This is a genomic window from Streptomyces monashensis, from assembly GCF_001866665.1.
GTDB lineage: Bacteria > Actinomycetota > Actinomycetes > Streptomycetales > Streptomycetaceae > Streptomyces > Streptomyces monashensis.
This window is the reverse complement of record NZ_MLYO01000063.1, coordinates 45,185-62,811: the sequence shown is the minus strand read 5'-3', so window position 1 is coordinate 62,811 and position 17,627 is coordinate 45,185. Positions and strand designations below refer to the sequence as shown.

At 71.2% G+C, this 17,627-nt stretch carries 17 protein-coding genes and 2 tRNA genes; 16 read left to right on the top strand and 3 right to left on the bottom strand.

Going from position 1 to position 17,627, the window contains the following annotated elements:
• The first annotated feature begins 58 nt into the window (after positions 1–58).
• The 3 genes from BIV23_RS33470 to BIV23_RS33460 all read left to right on the top strand — a co-directional run bounded on the left by BIV23_RS33470 (position 59) and on the right by BIV23_RS33460 (position 3,203).
• Positions 59–1,345 (top strand): glutamate-5-semialdehyde dehydrogenase, encoded by a 1,287-nt coding sequence (locus BIV23_RS33470; RefSeq protein WP_071384746.1) that lies wholly within the window; start codon positions 59–61, stop codon positions 1,343–1,345.
• Positions 1,346–1,463: 118 nt separating this feature from the next.
• Positions 1,464–2,033: an SCO2584 family spore wall biosynthesis protein gene (locus tag BIV23_RS33465; protein WP_071384745.1), complete on the top strand. Its 570-nt coding sequence runs from the start codon at positions 1,464–1,466 to the stop codon at positions 2,031–2,033.
• 90 nt (positions 2,034–2,123) lie between these two features.
• Complete coding sequence (locus BIV23_RS33460; protein WP_071384744.1) at positions 2,124–3,203, top strand: SCO2583 family membrane protein; 1,080 nt, start codon at positions 2,124–2,126, stop codon at positions 3,201–3,203.
• On the opposite strand, the gene BIV23_RS33455 is transcribed toward BIV23_RS33460, so the two are convergent.
• A complete protein-coding gene (locus BIV23_RS33455) occupies positions 3,169–4,248 on the bottom strand; it encodes a M48 family metallopeptidase (protein ID WP_071384743.1) in 1,080 nt (359 codons plus the stop codon). The two genes, BIV23_RS33460 and BIV23_RS33455, sit on opposite strands and share 35 nt — an antisense overlap.
• A 101-nt stretch (positions 4,249–4,349) precedes the next feature.
• On the opposite strand from BIV23_RS33455, the gene BIV23_RS49110 reads away from it, so the two are divergent.
• The 10 genes from BIV23_RS49110 (at position 4,350) to BIV23_RS33420 (ending at position 9,457) form a co-directional block, all read left to right on the top strand.
• The gene (locus BIV23_RS49110) at positions 4,350–4,514 is read left to right on the top strand and encodes a hypothetical protein (RefSeq protein ID WP_107471343.1); all 165 of its coding nucleotides are present in this window, start codon (positions 4,350–4,352) and stop codon (positions 4,512–4,514) included.
• Between the two features lie 120 nt (positions 4,515–4,634).
• A complete protein-coding gene (locus BIV23_RS50740) occupies positions 4,635–4,790 on the top strand; it encodes a hypothetical protein (protein ID WP_177235161.1) in 156 nt (51 codons plus the stop codon).
• Between the two features lie 56 nt (positions 4,791–4,846).
• Positions 4,847–5,473 (top strand): nicotinate-nucleotide adenylyltransferase, encoded by a 627-nt coding sequence (gene nadD / locus BIV23_RS33450; RefSeq protein ID WP_071371006.1) that lies wholly within the window; start codon positions 4,847–4,849, stop codon positions 5,471–5,473.
• Positions 5,474–5,489: 16 nt separating this feature from the next.
• Positions 5,490–7,214, top strand: a complete 1,725-nt coding sequence (locus BIV23_RS33445) for an LCP family protein (RefSeq protein WP_071384742.1) — start codon at positions 5,490–5,492, stop codon at positions 7,212–7,214.
• 130 nt (positions 7,215–7,344) lie between these two features.
• Positions 7,345–7,788 (top strand): ribosome silencing factor, encoded by a 444-nt coding sequence (rsfS, locus tag BIV23_RS33440; protein WP_071384741.1) that lies wholly within the window; start codon positions 7,345–7,347, stop codon positions 7,786–7,788.
• Positions 7,788–8,456, top strand: coding sequence for a histidine phosphatase family protein (locus tag BIV23_RS33435; protein ID WP_071384740.1), 669 nt, complete (start codon positions 7,788–7,790; stop codon positions 8,454–8,456). Before rsfS ends, BIV23_RS33435 begins: the two co-directional genes overlap by 1 nt.
• Before the next feature lie 128 nt (positions 8,457–8,584).
• Positions 8,585–8,657 (top strand) — tRNA-Ala (locus BIV23_RS33430).
• Between the two features lie 190 nt (positions 8,658–8,847).
• Complete coding sequence (locus tag BIV23_RS50735; protein ID WP_177240129.1) at positions 8,848–9,021, top strand: hypothetical protein; 174 nt, start codon at positions 8,848–8,850, stop codon at positions 9,019–9,021.
• Positions 9,022–9,024: 3 nt separating this feature from the next.
• Positions 9,025–9,258, top strand: a complete 234-nt coding sequence (locus tag BIV23_RS33425; RefSeq protein WP_006136074.1) for a hypothetical protein — start codon at positions 9,025–9,027, stop codon at positions 9,256–9,258.
• A gap of 126 nt (positions 9,259–9,384) precedes the next feature.
• Positions 9,385–9,457 (top strand) — tRNA-Ala (locus tag BIV23_RS33420).
• Between the two features lie 60 nt (positions 9,458–9,517).
• Here the strand turns inward: BIV23_RS33420 and BIV23_RS33415 are convergent.
• Together BIV23_RS33415 and BIV23_RS33410 are read right to left on the bottom strand one after the other, a co-directional pair.
• Positions 9,518–11,128, bottom strand: a complete 1,611-nt coding sequence (locus BIV23_RS33415; protein ID WP_071384739.1) for an NADH-quinone oxidoreductase subunit NuoF family protein — start codon at positions 11,126–11,128, stop codon at positions 9,518–9,520.
• Positions 11,125–12,411, bottom strand: coding sequence for a ferric reductase-like transmembrane domain-containing protein (locus BIV23_RS33410; RefSeq protein WP_177240128.1), 1,287 nt, complete (start codon positions 12,409–12,411; stop codon positions 11,125–11,127). Before BIV23_RS33410 ends, BIV23_RS33415 begins: the two co-directional genes overlap by 4 nt.
• 431 nt (positions 12,412–12,842) lie before the next feature.
• Between BIV23_RS33410 and leuS the strand changes: the two genes are divergently transcribed.
• The 3 genes from leuS to BIV23_RS33395 all read left to right on the top strand — a co-directional run bounded on the left by leuS (position 12,843) and on the right by BIV23_RS33395 (position 17,553).
• Complete coding sequence (leuS, locus tag BIV23_RS33405) at positions 12,843–15,725, top strand: leucine--tRNA ligase (RefSeq protein WP_071384737.1); 2,883 nt, start codon at positions 12,843–12,845, stop codon at positions 15,723–15,725.
• Positions 15,726–15,898: 173 nt separating this feature from the next.
• The gene (locus tag BIV23_RS33400; RefSeq protein WP_071384736.1) at positions 15,899–16,636 is read left to right on the top strand and encodes a hypothetical protein; all 738 of its coding nucleotides are present in this window, start codon (positions 15,899–15,901) and stop codon (positions 16,634–16,636) included.
• Between the two features lie 71 nt (positions 16,637–16,707).
• Complete coding sequence (locus tag BIV23_RS33395; RefSeq protein ID WP_071384735.1) at positions 16,708–17,553, top strand: DegV family protein; 846 nt, start codon at positions 16,708–16,710, stop codon at positions 17,551–17,553.
• Positions 17,554–17,627: the final 74 nt, after the last annotated feature.

The window sequence follows — 17,627 nt, the reverse complement described above, 5'->3', positions numbered from 1 at the left end:
CGTCTCGGTGTGTGGGACGTGCGCCGGAGGCGTACGCGGCGCGCACTACCCTTCCCTCATGACCACGCTCTCGCCGTACGACTCGATGTCCCCGGTCACCCAGGCCGCCTACCGGGCCAAGGCCGCGGCCGCCGACCTCGCGCCGCTGCCGCGCGCCGTGAAGGACGACGCGCTGCTCGCCATCGCCGACGCGCTGGAGGTACGGACCGCCGAGATCGTCGAGGCCAACGCCAAGGACGTGGCCAGGGCCCGGGAGAACGGCACCAGCGAGTCCGTCGTCGACCGGCTGACCCTCACCCCCGCGCGGGTCCGCGCCATCGCCTCCGACGTCCGCGACGTCGCGAAGCTGCCCGACCCGGTCGGCGAGGTCGTCCGCGGCTCCACCCTCCCCAACGGCATCGACCTGCGCCAGGTCCGCGTCCCGCTCGGCGTCGTCGGCATCATCTACGAGGCCCGCCCGAACGTCACCGTCGACGCCGCCGCCCTGTGCCTGAAGTCCGGCAACGCCGTCCTGCTGCGCGGCTCCGCCTCCGCGTACGAGTCGAACACCGCGCTGGTGCGGGTGGTGCGCGACGCCGTGGGCGGCGCCGGGCTGCCCGCCGACGCCGTACAGCTGGTGCCCGGCGAGAGCCGGGACTCCGTGCGCGAGCTCATGCGCGCCCGCGGCCTGGTCGACGTCCTCATCCCGCGCGGCGGCGCCTCCCTGATCCAGACCGTGGTCAGCGAGTCCACCGTCCCCGTCATCGAGACCGGCACCGGCAACTGCCACGTCTACGTCGACGCCGCCGCCGACATCGACATGGCGGTCGACATCCTGATCAACTCCAAGGCCCAGCGGGTCAGCGTCTGCAACGCCGCCGAGACCCTCCTGGTCCACCAGGACATCGCCGCCGAGTTCCTGCCGCGCGCCCTGGACGCCCTCGCCGAGGCCGGCGTCACCGTGCACGCCGACGAGCGCGTGATGGCCCACGCCAAGGACTCCAAGGCGACCGTCGTCGAGGCGGTGGCCGAGGACTGGGAGACCGAGTACCTCTCGTACGACATCGCCGCCGCCGTCGTCGACTCCCTCGACAAGGCCGTCGAGCACATCCGGCTGTGGACCTCCGGCCACACCGAGGCGATCGTCACCACCTCCCAGCAGGCCGCCCGCCGCTTCACCCAGCTGGTCGACTCCACCACCGTCGCCGTGAACGCCTCCACCCGGTTCACCGACGGCGGCCAGTTCGGCTTCGGAGCCGAGATCGGCATCTCCACCCAGAAGCTGCACGCCCGGGGCCCGATGGGCCTGCCGGAGCTGACCAGCACGAAATACATCGTCACCGGCGACGGCCACGTACGCCCCTGAGAATCACCCGTTCGGCCGTACGTCCGGCATCCGGGCGGACGGCCGAAAGGCGTCTCACCAGTCAGACGAATTTCCCCAGCGCCTGCCCAAATTGACCCCTCAGGTCTACTCTGGACGTGTGCCGGAGGACGTGGGGGGCATGCCGTTCCCTGACGGCTGGGAGCCCGACGACGACCACGACCGCGGGGTGTCGGACGAAGAGTTCGCCTCCGTGGTCTTCGACGAGGCCTTCGTGCAGGCGGCCACGGTCCATGAACCGACCGCCGTGGAGCGCCTCCTGGCCGCCGCGCAGGCGAGAGCCGAGGCCTCCGAGGCGGAGGCCCGCCGCGCCCGCGCCCGCGGCGAGCGCTACGACGACAAGTACGCCCCCGAGGGCACCGGTCTCGGCCAAGATCGCGACGACGACCTGGACGACCTCTACGTCCTCGACGACGGCGACGGCCCCTTCGGCCCCCACGGCAGACAGGTCCGCTGGCACCGGCCCGTGGCCTGGGTGCTCGCCGTCGTGATGGGCATAGGCATGGTCGCCCTCGCCTTCGCCGCGGTCTACCGCGGCGGCTCCTCCGGCGCCCGCGACCGGGTGCCCGCCCCCGCCTCGACCGGGGTGGAACAGGGCGGCGCCGCCGCGCCCTCCGTCTCCGCCGACACCGGCCAGCCGGTCGCCTCGGCCGTGCCGCGCACCCCCTGAGCGCACCCGCTCGCCCCTTGGTGAGAACCTGTCAGAAGTTGTCGTGTACCAGGGCGTTTACCCGAGGCCCCTGAGACCTACCCTGAAAGTATGGGCGGGCCAGGAGACCCACCGGAGGGGACACCCGAGGGCGGCCCCGCAGGTGGCGAGGACGAGTACCGATCCGTCGTCTTCGACGAGTCGTTCGTCCGCGCTGCCCGCCTCCAGGAGTACTCCGCCGAGGAGCGGATGGCCGACCACACACCGGCCGTACGCCGCCGCCCGCCCCTGCACCGCGGCCTGCCCCGGCAGTTGCTGATCCTCGTCGTGCTGTTCGCCGTAGCCCTGGCCACCGCGGTCTACATGAGCGTGCGTCATCCCTACGGCTCCCCGCAGGCCCGGCGCCCCGCCGAGCCCCTGCGCACGACGGTGATCCCGCTCGCCCCGACGGCCGAGGTGCCCGGCGGGGCCGACGCCGAGAGCCTGTACGCGCACAGCCCCGCCGCCCAGTTCGACATCGGCGCCGAGGGGATCCCGCTGCCGGCCGCGCGCGGCACCGTCCACTTCTCCGACAGCCAGGTGGTCACCGCGCTCACCAGCGCCAAGGACTACATCGTCCGCTCCGCGCTCTACCCCGAGGTGCTGACCGGCCGCCAGAACGCCCCCGCCCGGGCCCTGCTCGACGCCGACCAGCTCGACCAGTTCGACCAGAGCTTCGCCCGCCCGGCGGCCGACGGCCGGCACGCCGCCACCGGCTGGGTGGTCCGCTTCGACCCCGCCCGCACCCAGCTCGCCGACGACCGGATCCGGGTCCAGGGCGACCTCCAGGCCGTCGAGACCGACGCGGACACGCTGGAGGTCACCGCCGACCACACCCTGGTCTACGCGCTGCGGCCCACCGGCGCCCCGGCCGGTGCGCGGGTCTCCCTGTTCACCGTCCGCCGCGAGCTGACCTTCGGCTTCAGCCGCGACGACCTGCGCACCCACCAGGTCCAGCTGCTCACCTCGTACGTCCAGGCGGGCCCCCTCGCCTGTGCCGAGGACTCCTCGGCGTACCTGCGGCCGCTGCTGGCCGGGCAGACGGCCCGCAGCGGGGGCCCGGCGGGCACCGACCCGTTCGCCACGGACAGCCCGGCGGCGCTGTGCGGGACCCTGGCTACTCCTCGTCCGTCGGCCCCTCCTGCGCCGTAGGCGGGGCGCTCTTGAAGCCGTCGAAGCCGCGACGCACCCGGCCGCCCAGGTCGCCCGCCCCGCCCGCGAGGTCCGAGACCAGCTTCATCAGCGGGTCCTTGGAGCTCTTGACGTCGCTCGCGTAGGCGGCCGCCGACTCGCGGAAGGAGTCGCTGACCGAGGTGTCCCTGTCCTCGTCGCGGCGTGCGTAGTGGCCGTCCATGATCCGCTGGAAGTCCCGGGACTCGGACCACTTCTTCAGCTCGGCCGCCCGCACGGCGGCGAACGGGTGCGAGCGGGGCAGCACGTTCAGGATCTTCAGCACCGAGTCGCGCAGGTCGCCCGCGGCGTCGTACTCCTCGGCCTGCTCCAGGAAGGCGTCCACGTTCATCTCGTGCAGGTGGTTGCCGCCCGCGATCTTCATCAGGCCGCGCATCGAGGCCTGTACGTCCTGGCCCACCAGCAGACCCGCGCGGTCCGCGGACAGCTCCGACTTGCGGAACCACTCCCGCAGGGCCGTGATGATCGCCATGATCGCGAAGTTGCCCAGCGGGATCCAGGCGACCTTCAGCGCGAGGCTGGTCAGGAAGAGCAGGATCGTGCGGTACACCGAGTGACCGGACAGGGCGTGGCCCACCTCGTGGCCGACGACCGCGCGCATCTCCTCCTCGTCGAGGAGCTCCACGAGGCCCGTCGTGACCACGATGATCGGCTCGTCCAGGCCGATGCACATCGCGTTGGGCTGCGGGTCCTGGTTGACGTACATCGGCGGGACCTTCTCCAGGTCCAGGATGTGACAGGCGTCCAGCAGCATGTCGTGCAGATGCTGGAACTGCCGCTCGGAGACGCGGACCGAGTCGGACAGGAACAGCAGCCTCAGGCTCCGCTCGGGCAGCAGCCCGCTGAGCGCCTTGAAGACCGTGTCGAATCCGCTCAGCTTGCGCAGCGCGACCAGGGCCGAACGGTCGGCCGGATGCTCGTAGGCACGTGAGGAGATCCCCGGGAAGCGCCTGCGCTGCCTGCTCGGCACGCGCTCGTGCCCGGTGTGCTGGCCGTCGTCGGACATGTCGTCCCCCATGTGCGTTGAGTGCCCACTGTGCCCCCGAGGCAGGGCCCAGCCTAGGCGGAGATACGGTGGACGGGCAGTACAGCCGAAGGAGTCCACCGATGGATCACCACCCCGCAGCCGCCTGGCTGACCGAGGCCGCCACCAGCGCCGCCCAGCAGCACGGGACAGGGAATCTGCTCCGCATCGTTCTGGTCGTGATGGTCCTGGGCTGCGCGCTGACCGCCTGGTTCCTGCTCAGGGGCTACAAGCGCAAGGACGACTGAGCGGCGGCGAAAGTTCCCCGCCGGGTCCCGACGGCGGAGTCGGCGTGATCGTCGCCGGGCCGCCCGCATACGATGAGCCGACATCTTTATCCCGCCCACACGCGTTAGGTCCTGCCGAAGATGAGCCTTCACAGCGCCGCAGCCCAGATGGTCACCCTCGCCGAAGCCGAGGGCGGCCACCACAACAGCCTCAACCCGGCCATCACCGGCGGCAGCGCCTTCGTCATCCTGCTGCTCCTGCTGTGGATCACCACGCGGTTCAACCGCGACCGCTGAGCCGGGACCCCGTCCCCGGCGGGACCTCGGAGGCCGGGCCGGTAGGGTCTGCACGCATGGGAGAGCAGGACATGCCTACCGGCCCCGTGCACACGGGCAAGCGACGCCTGGGCGTCATGGGCGGAACGTTTGACCCGATCCACCACGGACACCTGGTGGCGGCCAGCGAGGTCGCCGCGCAGTTCCAGCTGGACGAGGTGGTGTTCGTGCCCACCGGCCAGCCGTGGCAGAAGTCCCACCGCAAGGTCTCCCCGGCCGAGGACCGCTACCTGATGACGGTCATCGCGACCGCCGAGAACCCCCAGTTCTCCGTCAGCCGTATCGACATCGACCGCGGCGGGCCGACCTACACCGTGGACACCCTGCGCGACCTCAGGGCCCTCAACCCCGACACCGATCTGTTCTTCATCACCGGTGCCGACGCGCTCGCCCAGCTGCTGACCTGGCACGACAGCGAGGAGCTGTTCTCCCTCGCGCACTTCGTCGGCGTCACCCGGCCCGGCCACCACCTGACCGACCCCGGCCTTCCCGAGGGCGGCGCCTCGCTGGTCGAGGTTCCCGCGCTCGCCATCTCGTCCACCGACTGCCGTGCGAGAGTCGCGAAGGGAGACCCCATCTGGTACATGGTGCCGGACGGAGTCGTGCGCTACATCGCCAAGCGCGAGCTGTACCGCGGCGAGTGAGCCGAGAGGGGCACCGGTGAACGACCGATACGACACGGGCAACGGCGGATACGGCGCCGACCCGTACGAGATCGTCGGCTACGACGAGTACGGCCGGCCCGTCTACCAGCAGGTCACGGCGCAGCAGGCCCAGCACACCCAGCAGGCCGGCTACGACCCGTACGCCCAGCAACAGGGCTACGGCTACGACCCCTACGCCACCGGCCAGCAGCCGCCCGTGCCCTCCTACGACTCGGGGCAGCAGCCGGCGTACGACCCCTATGCGGCCCAGAACCCGTACGACCCCTACGGGACCGGCACCCAGCAGGTGCCCGGCCACGACCCCTACGGGCAGGCCGCGACCAGCGGGCAGCAGCCCCGGGTTGCCGGACAGACCGCCCACATCCCGCACCAGCCCGGCCCGGCACCGGGGCCGCGGGAACCGGGGGAGCGGCCCGCTGAGCCCCGGGACGGGGGCGAACGGGACCACCGCACCGGGCAGTTCGCGTTCGTCGAGGACCCGGACGGTGACTCCGAGGACGTCATCGACTGGCTGAACTTCACCGAGAACCGCACCGAGCGCCGCGAGGAGGCCAGGCGCCGCGCCCGCAGCCGGCTGGTCGCCCTGGTCGTCGTCCTCGCCCTGGTCGCCGTCGGCGGTGTCGGCTACCTCTGGTACGCCGGAAAGCTGCCCGGCCTGTCCTCCGCGGCCGCGGGGCCCGGCGCGGCCACGCCCGTCGGAGCCCAGAAGCGCGACGTGATCGTCGTCCACCTGCACAACACCGACAAGGGCGGCACGTCCACGGCGCTGCTGGTCGACAACACCACCACCAAGCAGGGCAGCACCGTGCTGCTGCCCAACAACCTCGCCCTGAGCGACGACTCGGGCGCCACCACGACGCTCGCCAAGTCGGTGGACGGCGACGGCTCCTCCGGCACCCGCGACCAGCTCGGCACCGTCCTCGGCACCAACATCCAGGCCACCTGGCGCCTCGACACCCCCTACCTGCAGAACCTGGTCGACCTGGTCGGCAACATCGACATCGACACCAACGCCGACGTGCCGGACCCGACCGCGAAGAAGGCCGGTGCCGAGCCGCTCGTCCACAAGGGCAGCCAGCAGACCCTCAGCGGCAAGATGGCCGTCGCCTACGCCACCTACCGCGCCCCCGGGGAGAACGAGAACGCCCAGCTGGAGCGGTTCGGGCAGGTCATGCAGGGCACGCTGCGCAAGCTGTCGTCCGACCCGTCGGCGGCGATCACCACGGTGCAGACCCTGGCGCAGATCCTCGACCCGCCGCTCACCGACAAGGACCTCGGCACCTTCCTCGCCAAGCTCTCCGACCTCGCCAAGAGCGGCGACTACAAGACCGCCCTGCTGCCCGTGCAGACCGACGGCACCCTGAGCGCGAAGACCAGCGACAGCGTGGTGAAGGACATCCTCGGCGGCACCGCGAAGAGCCCCGACGCCGGCTCCGCGGTCCGGGTCTCCGTGCAGAACGCCACCGGTGTGAAGGACGACACGGAGAAGGCCCGCGTGGTGCTCCTCAACGGCGGCTTCACGTTCCTGGAGGGCGGCAGCGCCACCGGCACCCAGGCCGTCTCGAAGGTGCTCTACTCGGGCGCCTCCGCCCAGCGGAACGCCACCGAGGTCGCCAAGACCCTCGGCCTGCCGAGCAGCTCCGTGGCCAAGGGCACGGTCTCCTCGGGCGCCGACGTCTCGGTCGTACTCGGCCTGGACTACAAACCGTCCGCCTCCTGACCGCCGGCCTCCCGGCCGCCTCCCGGCCGGGGTGACCGGGGCACCCTGCGCGACCCGTTAATCACGTGGGGTGCCCCGGTCGGTCCGTGAGACCCTTGGGGGCAAAAGACCGCCGACGGAAAGCCATGTAGTGACCGCCACCGACCGTTCCCTTGAGCTCATCCACACCGCCGCCCAGGCGGCTGCCGACAAGCTCGCCCACGACGTCATCGCCTACGACGTCAGCGACGTCCTGTCGATCACGGACGCCTTCCTGCTGGCCTCCGCGCCGAACGACCGCCAGGTCAAGGCCATCGTCGACGAGATCGAGGAGCGCCTGCAGAAGGAACTCGGCGCCAAGCCGGTGCGCCGCGAGGGCGACCGCGACGCCCGCTGGATCCTGCTCGACTACGTCGACATCGTCGTCCACGTCCAGCACAGCGAGGAGCGGGTCTTCTACGCCCTGGAGCGGCTGTGGAAGGACTGCCCCGAGCTGGAGCTGCCCGCCGACGCCAAGGCCACCCGCGGCAAGGCCGAGGCGCACGCGAAGCAGCAGGCCGCCGAGGCAGACCAGGGGCCGGGCGGGGAGTGGTGATGAGCGCCACCGGAGAGGTCACCGACCGCAAGGGCCGCGGCCGCCGCATCATCCTGTGGCGGCACGGCCAGACCGCGTGGAACGTCGAGCGCCGCTTCCAGGGCAGCACGGACGTCGCGCTGACCGAGACCGGCGTCGGCCAGGCCCGCCGCGCCGCCCGGCTGCTGGCCTCCCTGGGGCCGGACGCGATCGTCTCCTCCGACCTCCAGCGGGCGGCGCACACGGCCGCCGAGCTGGGCGCCCTCACCGGTCTCGACATCGTCCGCGAGGAGGGTCTGCGCGAGACGTACGCGGGCGTGTGGCAGGGGCTGACGCACGAGGAGATCATCGCCCGCCACGGCGCGGAGTACGCCGCGTGGAAGCGCGGCGAGCCGGTCCGCCGCGGCGGCGGTGAGCTGGAGACCGAGGTCGCCGACCGGGCCGCCCCCGTCGTGCTGCGGCACGCCGAGAAGCTGCCCGAGGACGGCACGCTCGTCGTCGTCAGCCACGGCGGCACCATCCGCACGACCATCGGCCGGCTCCTCGGGCTGGCGGCCCGGGACTGGGAGAGCCTCGGCGGTCTGTCCAACTGCTGCTGGTCCGTGCTGGGCGAGGGCGCCCGCGGCTGGCGCCTGCTGGAGCACAACGCCGGCACCCTCCCGGAGCCCGTCCTCGGCGACGACGACTGACCCGCCGGCCGGCCCGCCGGGGCTCCCGAACCCCGGATTTCACTTTCTGGCAGGTCACAGGCTAGAGTTCTTCTTGTTCGCCCCGCCGAGCGGGAAGCGAAACATCATGCGGCTCCGCCGCGTGACTAGGGGCTATAGCTCAGTTGGTAGAGCGCCTGCATGGCATGCAGGAGGTCAGGAGTTCAATTCTCCTTAGCTCCACTGATCGACACTCTGTCGAGTGTCAGAGATCGGTGAGAAGATCCCGTCCCCCGAGGGGGCGGGATCTTCTGTTTGTCGGCGGCGGCCTTTGAGTCGCTCGGGGTCCCGTGCTCGTATACCCCTCCGGAGGCGTTCCCGTGGCAGAATCAAACGGCCGGAAGGGGGCGCGGCCCGACGGGAGGGAGTAGCGATGCCTGCGAGCATCCTTGGGGAGGGCGGCGACCTCCTCGGTGCGGCGTTGATACGGAACACGACGACCCGGCTGCTCTGCCCTTCCTGCGGTTCCCTGCATGTGGCCCAAGTCCTCGGCGACAACGGCGGGATCTCCTACGTGTGCACGGCCTGCGGCCACAGCTGGAGCTGATCGATGGGTGCACACAGGCGAAAGTGCGACTGGTGCGGCAGCGGTACGCCGATCGTCCGTGACATGGAGCCGATCAACCCCGACTACCAGTACTGGTGCGAGGAATGCGCGCGGGCGCTGATCATAAAGGGCGACCCGATCGAGACGTACCGGGAGCTGGAGGGCGAGCCGATCTACGGCCGCCTCCTCGAAGAACACTGCACGCTCAAGCGGTTCTACTCGTTCGTGACGGCCTGACAACTGCTGTGCAAAACGGACATACGTGAGCACATTGGTGCGGCTCCGAAACCGATTTTGCGCTCCGCCCACGGCCCTGTAATGTTTACGACGTCGCCGGGGGAACCGGGCGAAACAACAAAACAAGGGGCTATAGCTCAGTTGGTAGAGCGCCTGCATGGCATGCAGGAGGTCAGGAGTTCAATTCTCCTTAGCTCCACAGAAGTCGAAGGCGGACCATCCCGAGGATGGTCCGCCTTCGACGTGTTGGTCGCTCCGCTCAGCGGCCCAGGGCCCGCCGTCCGCGGCCCTGCGAGAGGACCGGCAGGTTGCGCGACGGCGCCTGCCCGCGCGTGTCCTCCTCCAGGCGCAGGGCGAGCGCCGGGCAGCGGCGCACCGCGCGCAGCGCCTTGGCCTCGGCGTAGCGCGGCACCTGCGCCTGGGCGACGGTCGGGAACCCGTCGGCGCCCAGCTCGAACACCTCGGGCAGGATGTCGGCGCACAGCCCGTGGCCCCGGCACAGCGTCCAGTCGACGTAGATCTTCTGACGGCTCGCGCCGGTCTCCTCGGGCTCTTGGCCGCCCGGGATGCCCGTAGGGGCCCTGCCTCCCTCGAAGAGCGGCAGAACGCCCTCCACGGGCCGTCCGCAGCCGTTGCCGAGGACATGGGCGGCCAGGTCGTCGGTGAACGCCTTGATGGTCGACTCCAGGAACATCGCGGAGCCGTCCGGGTGCGAACACGCCCCGCGGCGCTTGACGTTCTTCGCGACCTGCTTGAGCGCCTCCAGGGCGGCCGGTCCGCCGCCGTTCAGGATGTCCTCCATCCCGCGCGCGGCCGCGGGCAGTCCGAGGTAGCAGGGGCCGCACTGGCCGGCGCTCTCCTCGGCCAGCCACTGCGCCACCCGCAGCGACTCGCCCAGCGGGCAGGTCTCCTGGCTGATCGGCAGGATCGCGCCCGCGCCCAGCGAACCGCCCACCGCGTCCAGGGAGTTGCGCGAGACGATCGCCTCGTCGACGGTCGCGGCGTCGATCCACTTGCCGTGGTAGCCGCCGGTCAGCACGCCCTGCGGCACCGGCGGGGCGCCCGCCAGCTGGAGCACGTAGCGCAGTGGCACGCCCGTGGGGACCTCCAGGACCATCGGGCGGGCCACCGCGCCGGAGACGGTGAGCATGACCGTGCCCGGCTCGTCGTACAGGCCGGTGTTGCCGTAGCGCTCCGGGCCGATGCGGGCGGCGATGGCCAGCTGCGCGAACGTCTCGGCGTTCGACAGCAGCGTGGGCGCCCCGCCGACACCGCTCTGCGAGGCGCTGATCTTGCGGCCGGGTGGGATCGCCGGGCCGCCGTCGACCGAGCGGATCAGCGACGCGGCGGCGCCGGTGACCATGCGCACGGGGTTGCGCTGCACCCACGCGCGCAGCGCCGATCTACGGCTGTTGCTCAGCCCGCGCTCGGCGAGCGCGGCCTCCATGGAGCGCTGGGTCGACTCGCGCGTGACGCCGATCACGAGCGTGCGTGCGCCGAGCGCCTCCGCGCACAGCAGCGCGCCGTCCAGGATCAGGTGCGGGGCGCGGTTGATCAGCACCGTGTCCTTGCGGCAGGCCGGCTCGTCCTCGCTGCCGTTGACCACGACGACCGGGCGCACCCCGCGCTTGATCGCCGACTCGGCGACCGAGCGCAGCTTCTTGTGGAAGGGGAAGCCGGCGCCGCCGCGGCCCTTGAGGTTGATGTTCTCGGCGAGCTGCGCGAGCTGTTCGCCGCCCAGCGGATCGAGCGGCCCGTGCACCTTCAGGTGCATGGGCAGGTCGAGTCGTTCCACAAGGTCGAAGCCCGACGTGAGCTGCGGAAGGCCGACGACGCGGACCTCGGGGACGTCGGGCAGGGCCTCGTTCACTTAAAGCCTCCGGACGGGGTGTTCCAGGATTCGCCCGAACCCGGTGCGTCGAAGGACGAACCTGGCAGCGGTCCGGTCGAGGGACCGTTGTCGTACGTGTCACTGGCGTTGTACGTGCCATACCGGCCGTTTGTCTCACCGGTGTCGTACATCTCACTTCCGCCGTATCCGGACGTGCCCGGATTGTCGTAGACCGGAATGTTGAATCCGGTGTCCTGGAGCGGGTCGTACACGGACGGCGGGGCCTCGCCGACCGGCGGCGGGGACGGGATCGGCCAGCTGCCCGAGGTGCTGGACGGGCCGTCCACGCGCGGGATGGCCTCCGTGGCCTGGAAGTCCGGCGGCAGGTCCATGCGCGCGGTCTGGCCGGCCGCGAACGGCTGCTGGGCGCCACCGCGCGGGGACACCGCGCGGTAGGCGGCCGCGAAGCCCGACGCCGGCTGCCCGGAGGGGGCCGCGGGGGTCTGGTACAGCGGTGCCGAGGGGGCCGCCGTGGCCGCCGTCGCATCGGGCTCGCGGGTGCTTCCGAAGCCGGCGAGGCCCGCCTCGGCGACCCGGGAGCGGCTCGCCTCCAGCTCGTCGAGCCCCGGCCGCTCCGAGCTGCCGAACAGCGCCACCAGGCGGTCGGCGACCCTGCGCTTGACCGGGCGCGGGGCGGAGCGCAGGGTCAGGGCGGCCATCACGCCGAGCAGCGACAGGCCGTAGGAGATCACGAAGAACGGCTTGGCCGCGCGGCCCGCGTACAGGCCGTGGATCAGCGCCGCGCACCAGGCCGGGTAGGCCAGCATGTGCATCGCGCGCCAGCGGGCGGCGACCGGGGCGGGGGTGGCGAAATTGCTGCGGAGGGCGCCGGTGACACCCACGAAGATCATCAAAAGGCCCGCCGTCGAGCCGAGGCCGATCAGACCGCCGATTCCGGTGACGCCGAGCGAGAACGGAATGATCGCGCCGATCACCTGGGTGTGACCGAGCGCGATCTTCGTGACGATGTGCAGCAGAAGGAACGCGATCGAGGCGATTCCCAGCGTGCGGTGGACGGCCTGGCCGACGATCCGCTGCCGGATGTTCAGGAAGATCCGGTCCTGGGCGAACAGGCCCCAGATCACCGAGCAGCTGAGCGAGACCAGGGACAGCACGCCCGCGCCGAAGTTCAGGAAGTCGCGGAGCGGGCCGCCTCCGACCAGCACGATCACGGGTATCAGCAGCAGGGCGACAGCGGTCGCCACCCCATAGGCCGAGCGGCCCGGTTTGGGGAGTGAGCTGGCACTACGACGAGGGTTCATGGGGGCAACTCCGAGCAGTTCCGGGAAAGCGGTCCCGCTGCCGAACTCTAAGCGGCGCCATACCGATCGGTACGGGGGTTTCAGTTATTGCGTTGTTATCAACGGGCAATATGACTGGACGGCGTCCCTTAGGGGACAGTACGCGATGTATTTCTTGACCTTGGTTCAGTTACGGCGGGTTCCTGGCATGTCCATCAGGGATACGGACGCGCGTCCCGGCTTGCTCAAGGCCGTCGCGGCCCGCTCGGGGCCTGCGGTACCCTAACGCCATGCGTGCCGTACGCCTTCTGCTTAGCGGGCCGCGCTGATCAGCACCGACCCCGGTCGAACCCGTGAGGTCGGCATCGGCGCGGCGTCCCCTCCTGTGTGAGGGGATTTTTCGTTTCTTTGAACAGCCGCAGGCAGAGACGATCGATGGAGCTTTGAGGATCATGAGCGAGACGAACCCCGCTGCCGCCGCCGCCACGTCGGCGGAGGTCGCGCCGCACCGCTACACGGCCGCCATGGCGGCCGACATCGAGGCACGCTGGCAGGACTTCTGGGACGCCGACGGCACCTATGCGGCCCCGAACCCCAAGGGCGACCTGGGGGGCGACCCCGAGATCGTCGCCCGGCCCAAGAAGTTCATCATGGACATGTTCCCGTACCCCTCCGGTGCGGGCCTGCACGTCGGCCACCCGCTGGGCTACATCGCCACCGACGTCTACGCCCGGTTCCAGCGCATGACCGGCCACAACGTCCTGCACACCCTGGGCTTCGACGCCTTCGGCCTGCCCGCCGAGCAGTACGCCGTGCAGACCGGCACGCACCCGCGTGTCTCCACCGAGGCCAACATCGAGAACATGAAGGCCCAGCTGCGCCGGCTGGGCCTGGGCCACGACAAGCGCCGCTCGTTCGCCACGATCGACCCGGACTACTACAAGTGGACCCAGTGGATCTTCCTGCAGATCTTCAACTCCTGGTACGACGAGGAGGCGAGGAGGGCCCGCCCGATCGCCGAGCTGATCGCGCAGTTCGAGTCCGGTGAGCGTGCGATCCCGGGCTCCACGCGCGCGTGGAGCGAGCTGAGCACCGGCGAGCGCGCCGACGTCCTGGGCGAGTACCGCCTGGCCTACGCCTCCGACGCGCCCGTGAACTGGTGCCCGGGCCTGGGCACCGTGCTGGCCAACGAAGAGGTCACCGCCGACGGCCGCTCCGAGCGCGGCAACTACCCGGTCTTCAAGGCCAAGCTGCGCCAGTGGAACATGCGCATCACCGCCTACGCCGACCGGCTGCTGGAGGACCTGGAGGAGCTGGACTGGCCCGAGGCCATCAAGCTGCAGCAGCGCAACTGGATCGGCCGCAGCGAGGGCGCCCGCGTCGACTTCCCGATCGACGGCGAGAAGATCACGGTCTTCACCACCCGCCCCGACACCCTGTTCGGCGCGACCTACATGGTGCTGGCGCCCGAGCACCCGCTGGTCGAGAAGTTCGTCCCGGCCGCCTGGCCCGAGGGCACGCGCGCGGTGTGGACCGGCGGCCACGCCACCCCGGCCGAGGCCGTCGCCGCCTACCGCGCGCAGGCCGCCTCGAAGTCCGACGTCGAGCGCCAGGCCGAGGCCAAGGACAAGACCGGCGTCTTCATCGGCGCGTACGCGACCAACCCCGTCAACGGCGAGCAGGTCCCGGTCTTCATCGCCGACTACGTCCTGATGGGCTACGGCACCGGCGCGATCATGGCCGTCCCCGCGGGCGACCAGCGCGACTTCGAGTTCGCGCGCGCCTTCGACCTGCCGATCCACTGCATCGTGGAGCCCACCGACGGCCGCGGCACCGACACCGCGACCTGGGAGAACGCCTTCGGGTCGTACGACGCGAAGATCATCAACTCCTCGAACGACGACATCTCCCTGGACGGCCTGGCCGTCACCGAGGCCAAGGCCCGCGTCACCGCGTGGATGGCGGAGCGGGGCATCGGCGAGGGCACCGTCAACTTCCGCCTGCGCGACTGGCTGTTCAGCCGCCAGCGCTACTGGGGCGAGCCTTTCCCGATCGTCTACGACGAGGACGGCACCGCCCACGCGCTGCCCGAGTCGATGCTGCCGCTGGAGCTGCCCGAGGTCGAGGACTACAGCCCGCGCACCTTCGACCCGGACGACGCCGACACCCAGCCCGAGACGCCGCTGTCGCGCAACGAGGAATGGGTCAACGTCACCCTGGACCTGGGCGACGGGCCGAAGAAGTACCGCCGCGAGACCAACACCATGCCCAACTGGGCCGGCTCCTGCTGGTACGAGTTCCGCTACCTGGACCCGCACAACGACCAGAAGCTGGTCGACCCCGAGATCGAGCAGTACTGGATGGGCCCCCGCGCGGGCCAGCCGCACGGCGGTGTCGACCTGTACGTCGGCGGCGCCGAGCACGCCGTGCTGCACCTGCTGTACGCGCGCTTCTGGTCCAAGGTCCTGTACGACCTGGGCCACGTCTCCTCCGCGGAGCCGTTCCACAAGCTGTTCAACCAGGGCATGATCCAGGCCTACGTCTACCGCGACAGCCGCGGCATCGCGGTGCCCGCCGCCGAGGTGGAGGAGCGCGACGGCGCCTACTACTACCAGGGCGAGAAGGTCTCCCGTCTGCTGGGCAAGATGGGCAAGTCCCTGAAGAACGCGGTGACTCCGGACGAGATCGCCGCCGAGTACGGTGCCGACACCCTGCGCCTGTACGAGATGGCGATGGGCCCGCTGGACGTCTCCCGCCCGTGGGACACGCGCGCGGTGGTCGGCCAGTTCCGGCTGCTGCAGCGGCTGTGGCGCAACATCGTCGACGAGAACACCGGCGAGGTCACGGTGGTCGACACGGCCCCCGACGAGGACACGCTGCGTGCCCTGCACAAGGCCGTCGACGGTGTCGGCCAGGACCTGGAGGGCCTGCGCTTCAACACCGCCATCGCCAAGGTCACCGAGCTGAACAACCACCTGACCAAGGCCGGCGGCGCGGTGTCGCGTCCGGTCGCCGAGTCGCTGGTGCTGATGGTGGCCCCGCTGGCCCCGCACATCGCGGAGGAGCTGTGGCGCAAGCTGGGCCACACCGACTCGGTCGTCCACCAGGACTTCCCGGTCGCGGACCCGCAGTACGTCGTCGACGAGACCGTGACCTGCGTCGTGCAGATCAAGGGCAAGGTCAAGGCCCGCCTGGAGGTGGCACCGGCGATCTCCGAGGAGGAGCTGGAGAAGGTCGCGCTGGCCGACGAGGCCGTCGTCCGGGCACTGGACGGCGCGACCGTCCGCAAGGTGATCGTGCGCGCACCGAAGCTGGTGAACATCGTCACGGGCTGACGGCCGACGGCTGTCAGCTGGGAGGGCGGCGGCCTGCGGCTGAGGTCTGAGGGCCGACCCCTACGGGCAGACTCGGGGCAGGTTCGGGGTTCTTCCGGAACTCCGGGCCTGCCCGCGGCGTTTACCGTGGAGAGCGCGGCGGCGAGTGCCGCGCCGGCCGGAGGAGGAGCGTCGTGGAAGCAGTGATCGCCGTCTTCGCCCTTCTCTTCCTGCTGTTCGTCGGCCTGGGCGCGTACGCCACGGTGAAGGCGATCGGTGCCGCCAAGCGCGGCGTGGACCGCACGATCGAGCAGGCTCGGCGCACGGTCGAGGACCACACCCTGCGCGCGAAGTCCTTCGTCCAGGTCGGCCCCACCGCCGAGATCGCGCAGCTGAGGCTGACGCTGCGCACGTCGATGCGCGCCACCCAGGACGCGCTGCGCACGGGTTCCGCCGAGGACGAGTCCCTGAAGGAGTCCTTCGCCCTCTTCGAGCGGCTCAGCGCCCACGGACATCAGCTGGACGCCGACCTCAGGCGCCTGGAGACCGAGCCCGACCGGGCCGAGGTCACAGAGCGGCTGGCCGAGCTGCGCGGCCGTACCGAGCGGATCACCAAGTCCGCGGACTCCCTGCGCCGGGCCGTGCGCGACCGCGCCCACCGCTTCTCCGACGACGATCTCGACGCCCTCAGCGACCAGATCGACCTCGAGGCGGACGCCCTGCGCCACTGGACGCCGGCCGGGCCGGCCCAGCCGGCTTCGCCGTGGCCCGACGCCTCCGACGCCGGGGACCCGGCCGCTCAGCACACCCAGTCCTGGGCCCCGGGCTCCCGTCCCGCCGAGGACCCACCGGCTCCGCAGGCGATCACCCCGCCGGCACCCCGCCCCGCCCACCCCTGGCAGAAGAAGCCCCGCCCGGAGAGCACGGCCTGAGCGGAGCGGCGCGTTCCCGTCGACGGGGGCCGGGCTGCCGCGTGCGCGCTACGGCAGGTAACCTCCAGCTCATGTCCCGCCATGTCGCGATCGTCACCGATTCAACGGCCTACCTGCCGCCCCGGACGATGGAGCGTCACGGCATCACGGCGGTACCCCTGACCGTGGTCCTCGGCGACGAGGCGCTCGAAGAGGGCACGGAGATCTCGACCCGCTCGCTCGCCCAGGCGCTGCAGAAGCGCCGCCCCGTCACGACGTCCCGGCCGAGCCCCGAAGTCTTCGCGGAGACCTACCGCAGGGTGGCGGAGTCCGGCGCCGACGGCATCGTCTCGCTGCACCTGTCCGCCGAACTGTCCGGCACCTACGACGCGGCGGTCCTCGCGGCGCGTGAAGCGCCAGTGCCGGTGCGGGTGGTGGACACCGGCATGGTCGCCATGGCCCTGGGCTTCTGCGCGCTCTCCGCGGCCGAGACCGCGGAGGCCGGCGGCACGGTGGACGAGGCCGTCACGGCCGCGGAGAAGCGCGCCGCGGGCACGTCCGCCTACTTCTACGTCGACACCCTCGACTATCTGCGCCGCGGCGGCCGCATCGGAGCCGCCCAGGCCCTCCTCGGCTCCGCGCTCGCCGTCAAACCCCTGCTCCAGCTGGACGGTGGCCGTATCGAGCTGCTGGAGAAGGTCCGTACGGCGTCCAAGGCCATCGCGCGCCTGGAGGAGCTGACCGCCGAGCGGGCAGGCGACGCCGACGTCGACATCGCCGTCCATCACCTCGCCGCCCCCGAGCGCGCCGCCGCCCTCGCCGACCGGCTCCGGGCACGGGTGCCGGGCCTGGCCGACCTGCATGTCAGCGAGGTCGGAGCGGTGATCGGGGCGCACACCGGGCCGGGGCTGCTGGGAGCGGTGGTCTCGCCCCGCTGACCCGGGTGCGCGGGTCTCCCGTCTCACTCGTGCGGGTGGCGGAGTTTTCCACAACCGGGCGGTAATACCCGGGA

Excerpts from the sequence above, each read along its gene's own strand:
- BIV23_RS49110 (WP_107471343.1), top strand. The coding sequence starts at position 4,350 with ATGGATCACCACCCCGCAGCCGCCTGGCTGACCGAGGCCGCCACCAGC.
- BIV23_RS50740 (WP_177235161.1), top strand. The coding sequence starts at position 4,635 with ATGAGCCTTCACAGCGCCGCAGCCCAGATGGTCACCCTCGCCGAAGCC.
- leuS (WP_071384737.1), top strand. The coding sequence starts at position 12,843 with ATGAGCGAGACGAACCCCGCTGCCGCCGCCGCCACGTCGGCGGAGGTC.
- nadD (WP_071371006.1), top strand. The coding sequence starts at position 4,847 with ATGGGAGAGCAGGACATGCCTACCGGCCCCGTGCACACGGGCAAGCGA.
- BIV23_RS50735 (WP_177240129.1), top strand. The coding sequence starts at position 8,848 with ATGCCTGCGAGCATCCTTGGGGAGGGCGGCGACCTCCTCGGTGCGGCG.
- BIV23_RS33395 (WP_071384735.1), top strand. The coding sequence starts at position 16,708 with ATGTCCCGCCATGTCGCGATCGTCACCGATTCAACGGCCTACCTGCCG.
- BIV23_RS33410 (WP_177240128.1), bottom strand. The coding sequence starts at position 12,411 with ATGAACCCTCGTCGTAGTGCCAGCTCACTCCCCAAACCGGGCCGCTCG.
- BIV23_RS33470 (WP_071384746.1), top strand. The coding sequence starts at position 59 with ATGACCACGCTCTCGCCGTACGACTCGATGTCCCCGGTCACCCAGGCC.
- BIV23_RS33435 (WP_071384740.1), top strand. The coding sequence starts at position 7,788 with ATGAGCGCCACCGGAGAGGTCACCGACCGCAAGGGCCGCGGCCGCCGC.
- BIV23_RS33425 (WP_006136074.1), top strand. The coding sequence starts at position 9,025 with ATGGGTGCACACAGGCGAAAGTGCGACTGGTGCGGCAGCGGTACGCCG.
- BIV23_RS33455 (WP_071384743.1), bottom strand. The coding sequence starts at position 4,248 with ATGTCCGACGACGGCCAGCACACCGGGCACGAGCGCGTGCCGAGCAGG.
- BIV23_RS33460 (WP_071384744.1), top strand. The coding sequence starts at position 2,124 with ATGGGCGGGCCAGGAGACCCACCGGAGGGGACACCCGAGGGCGGCCCC.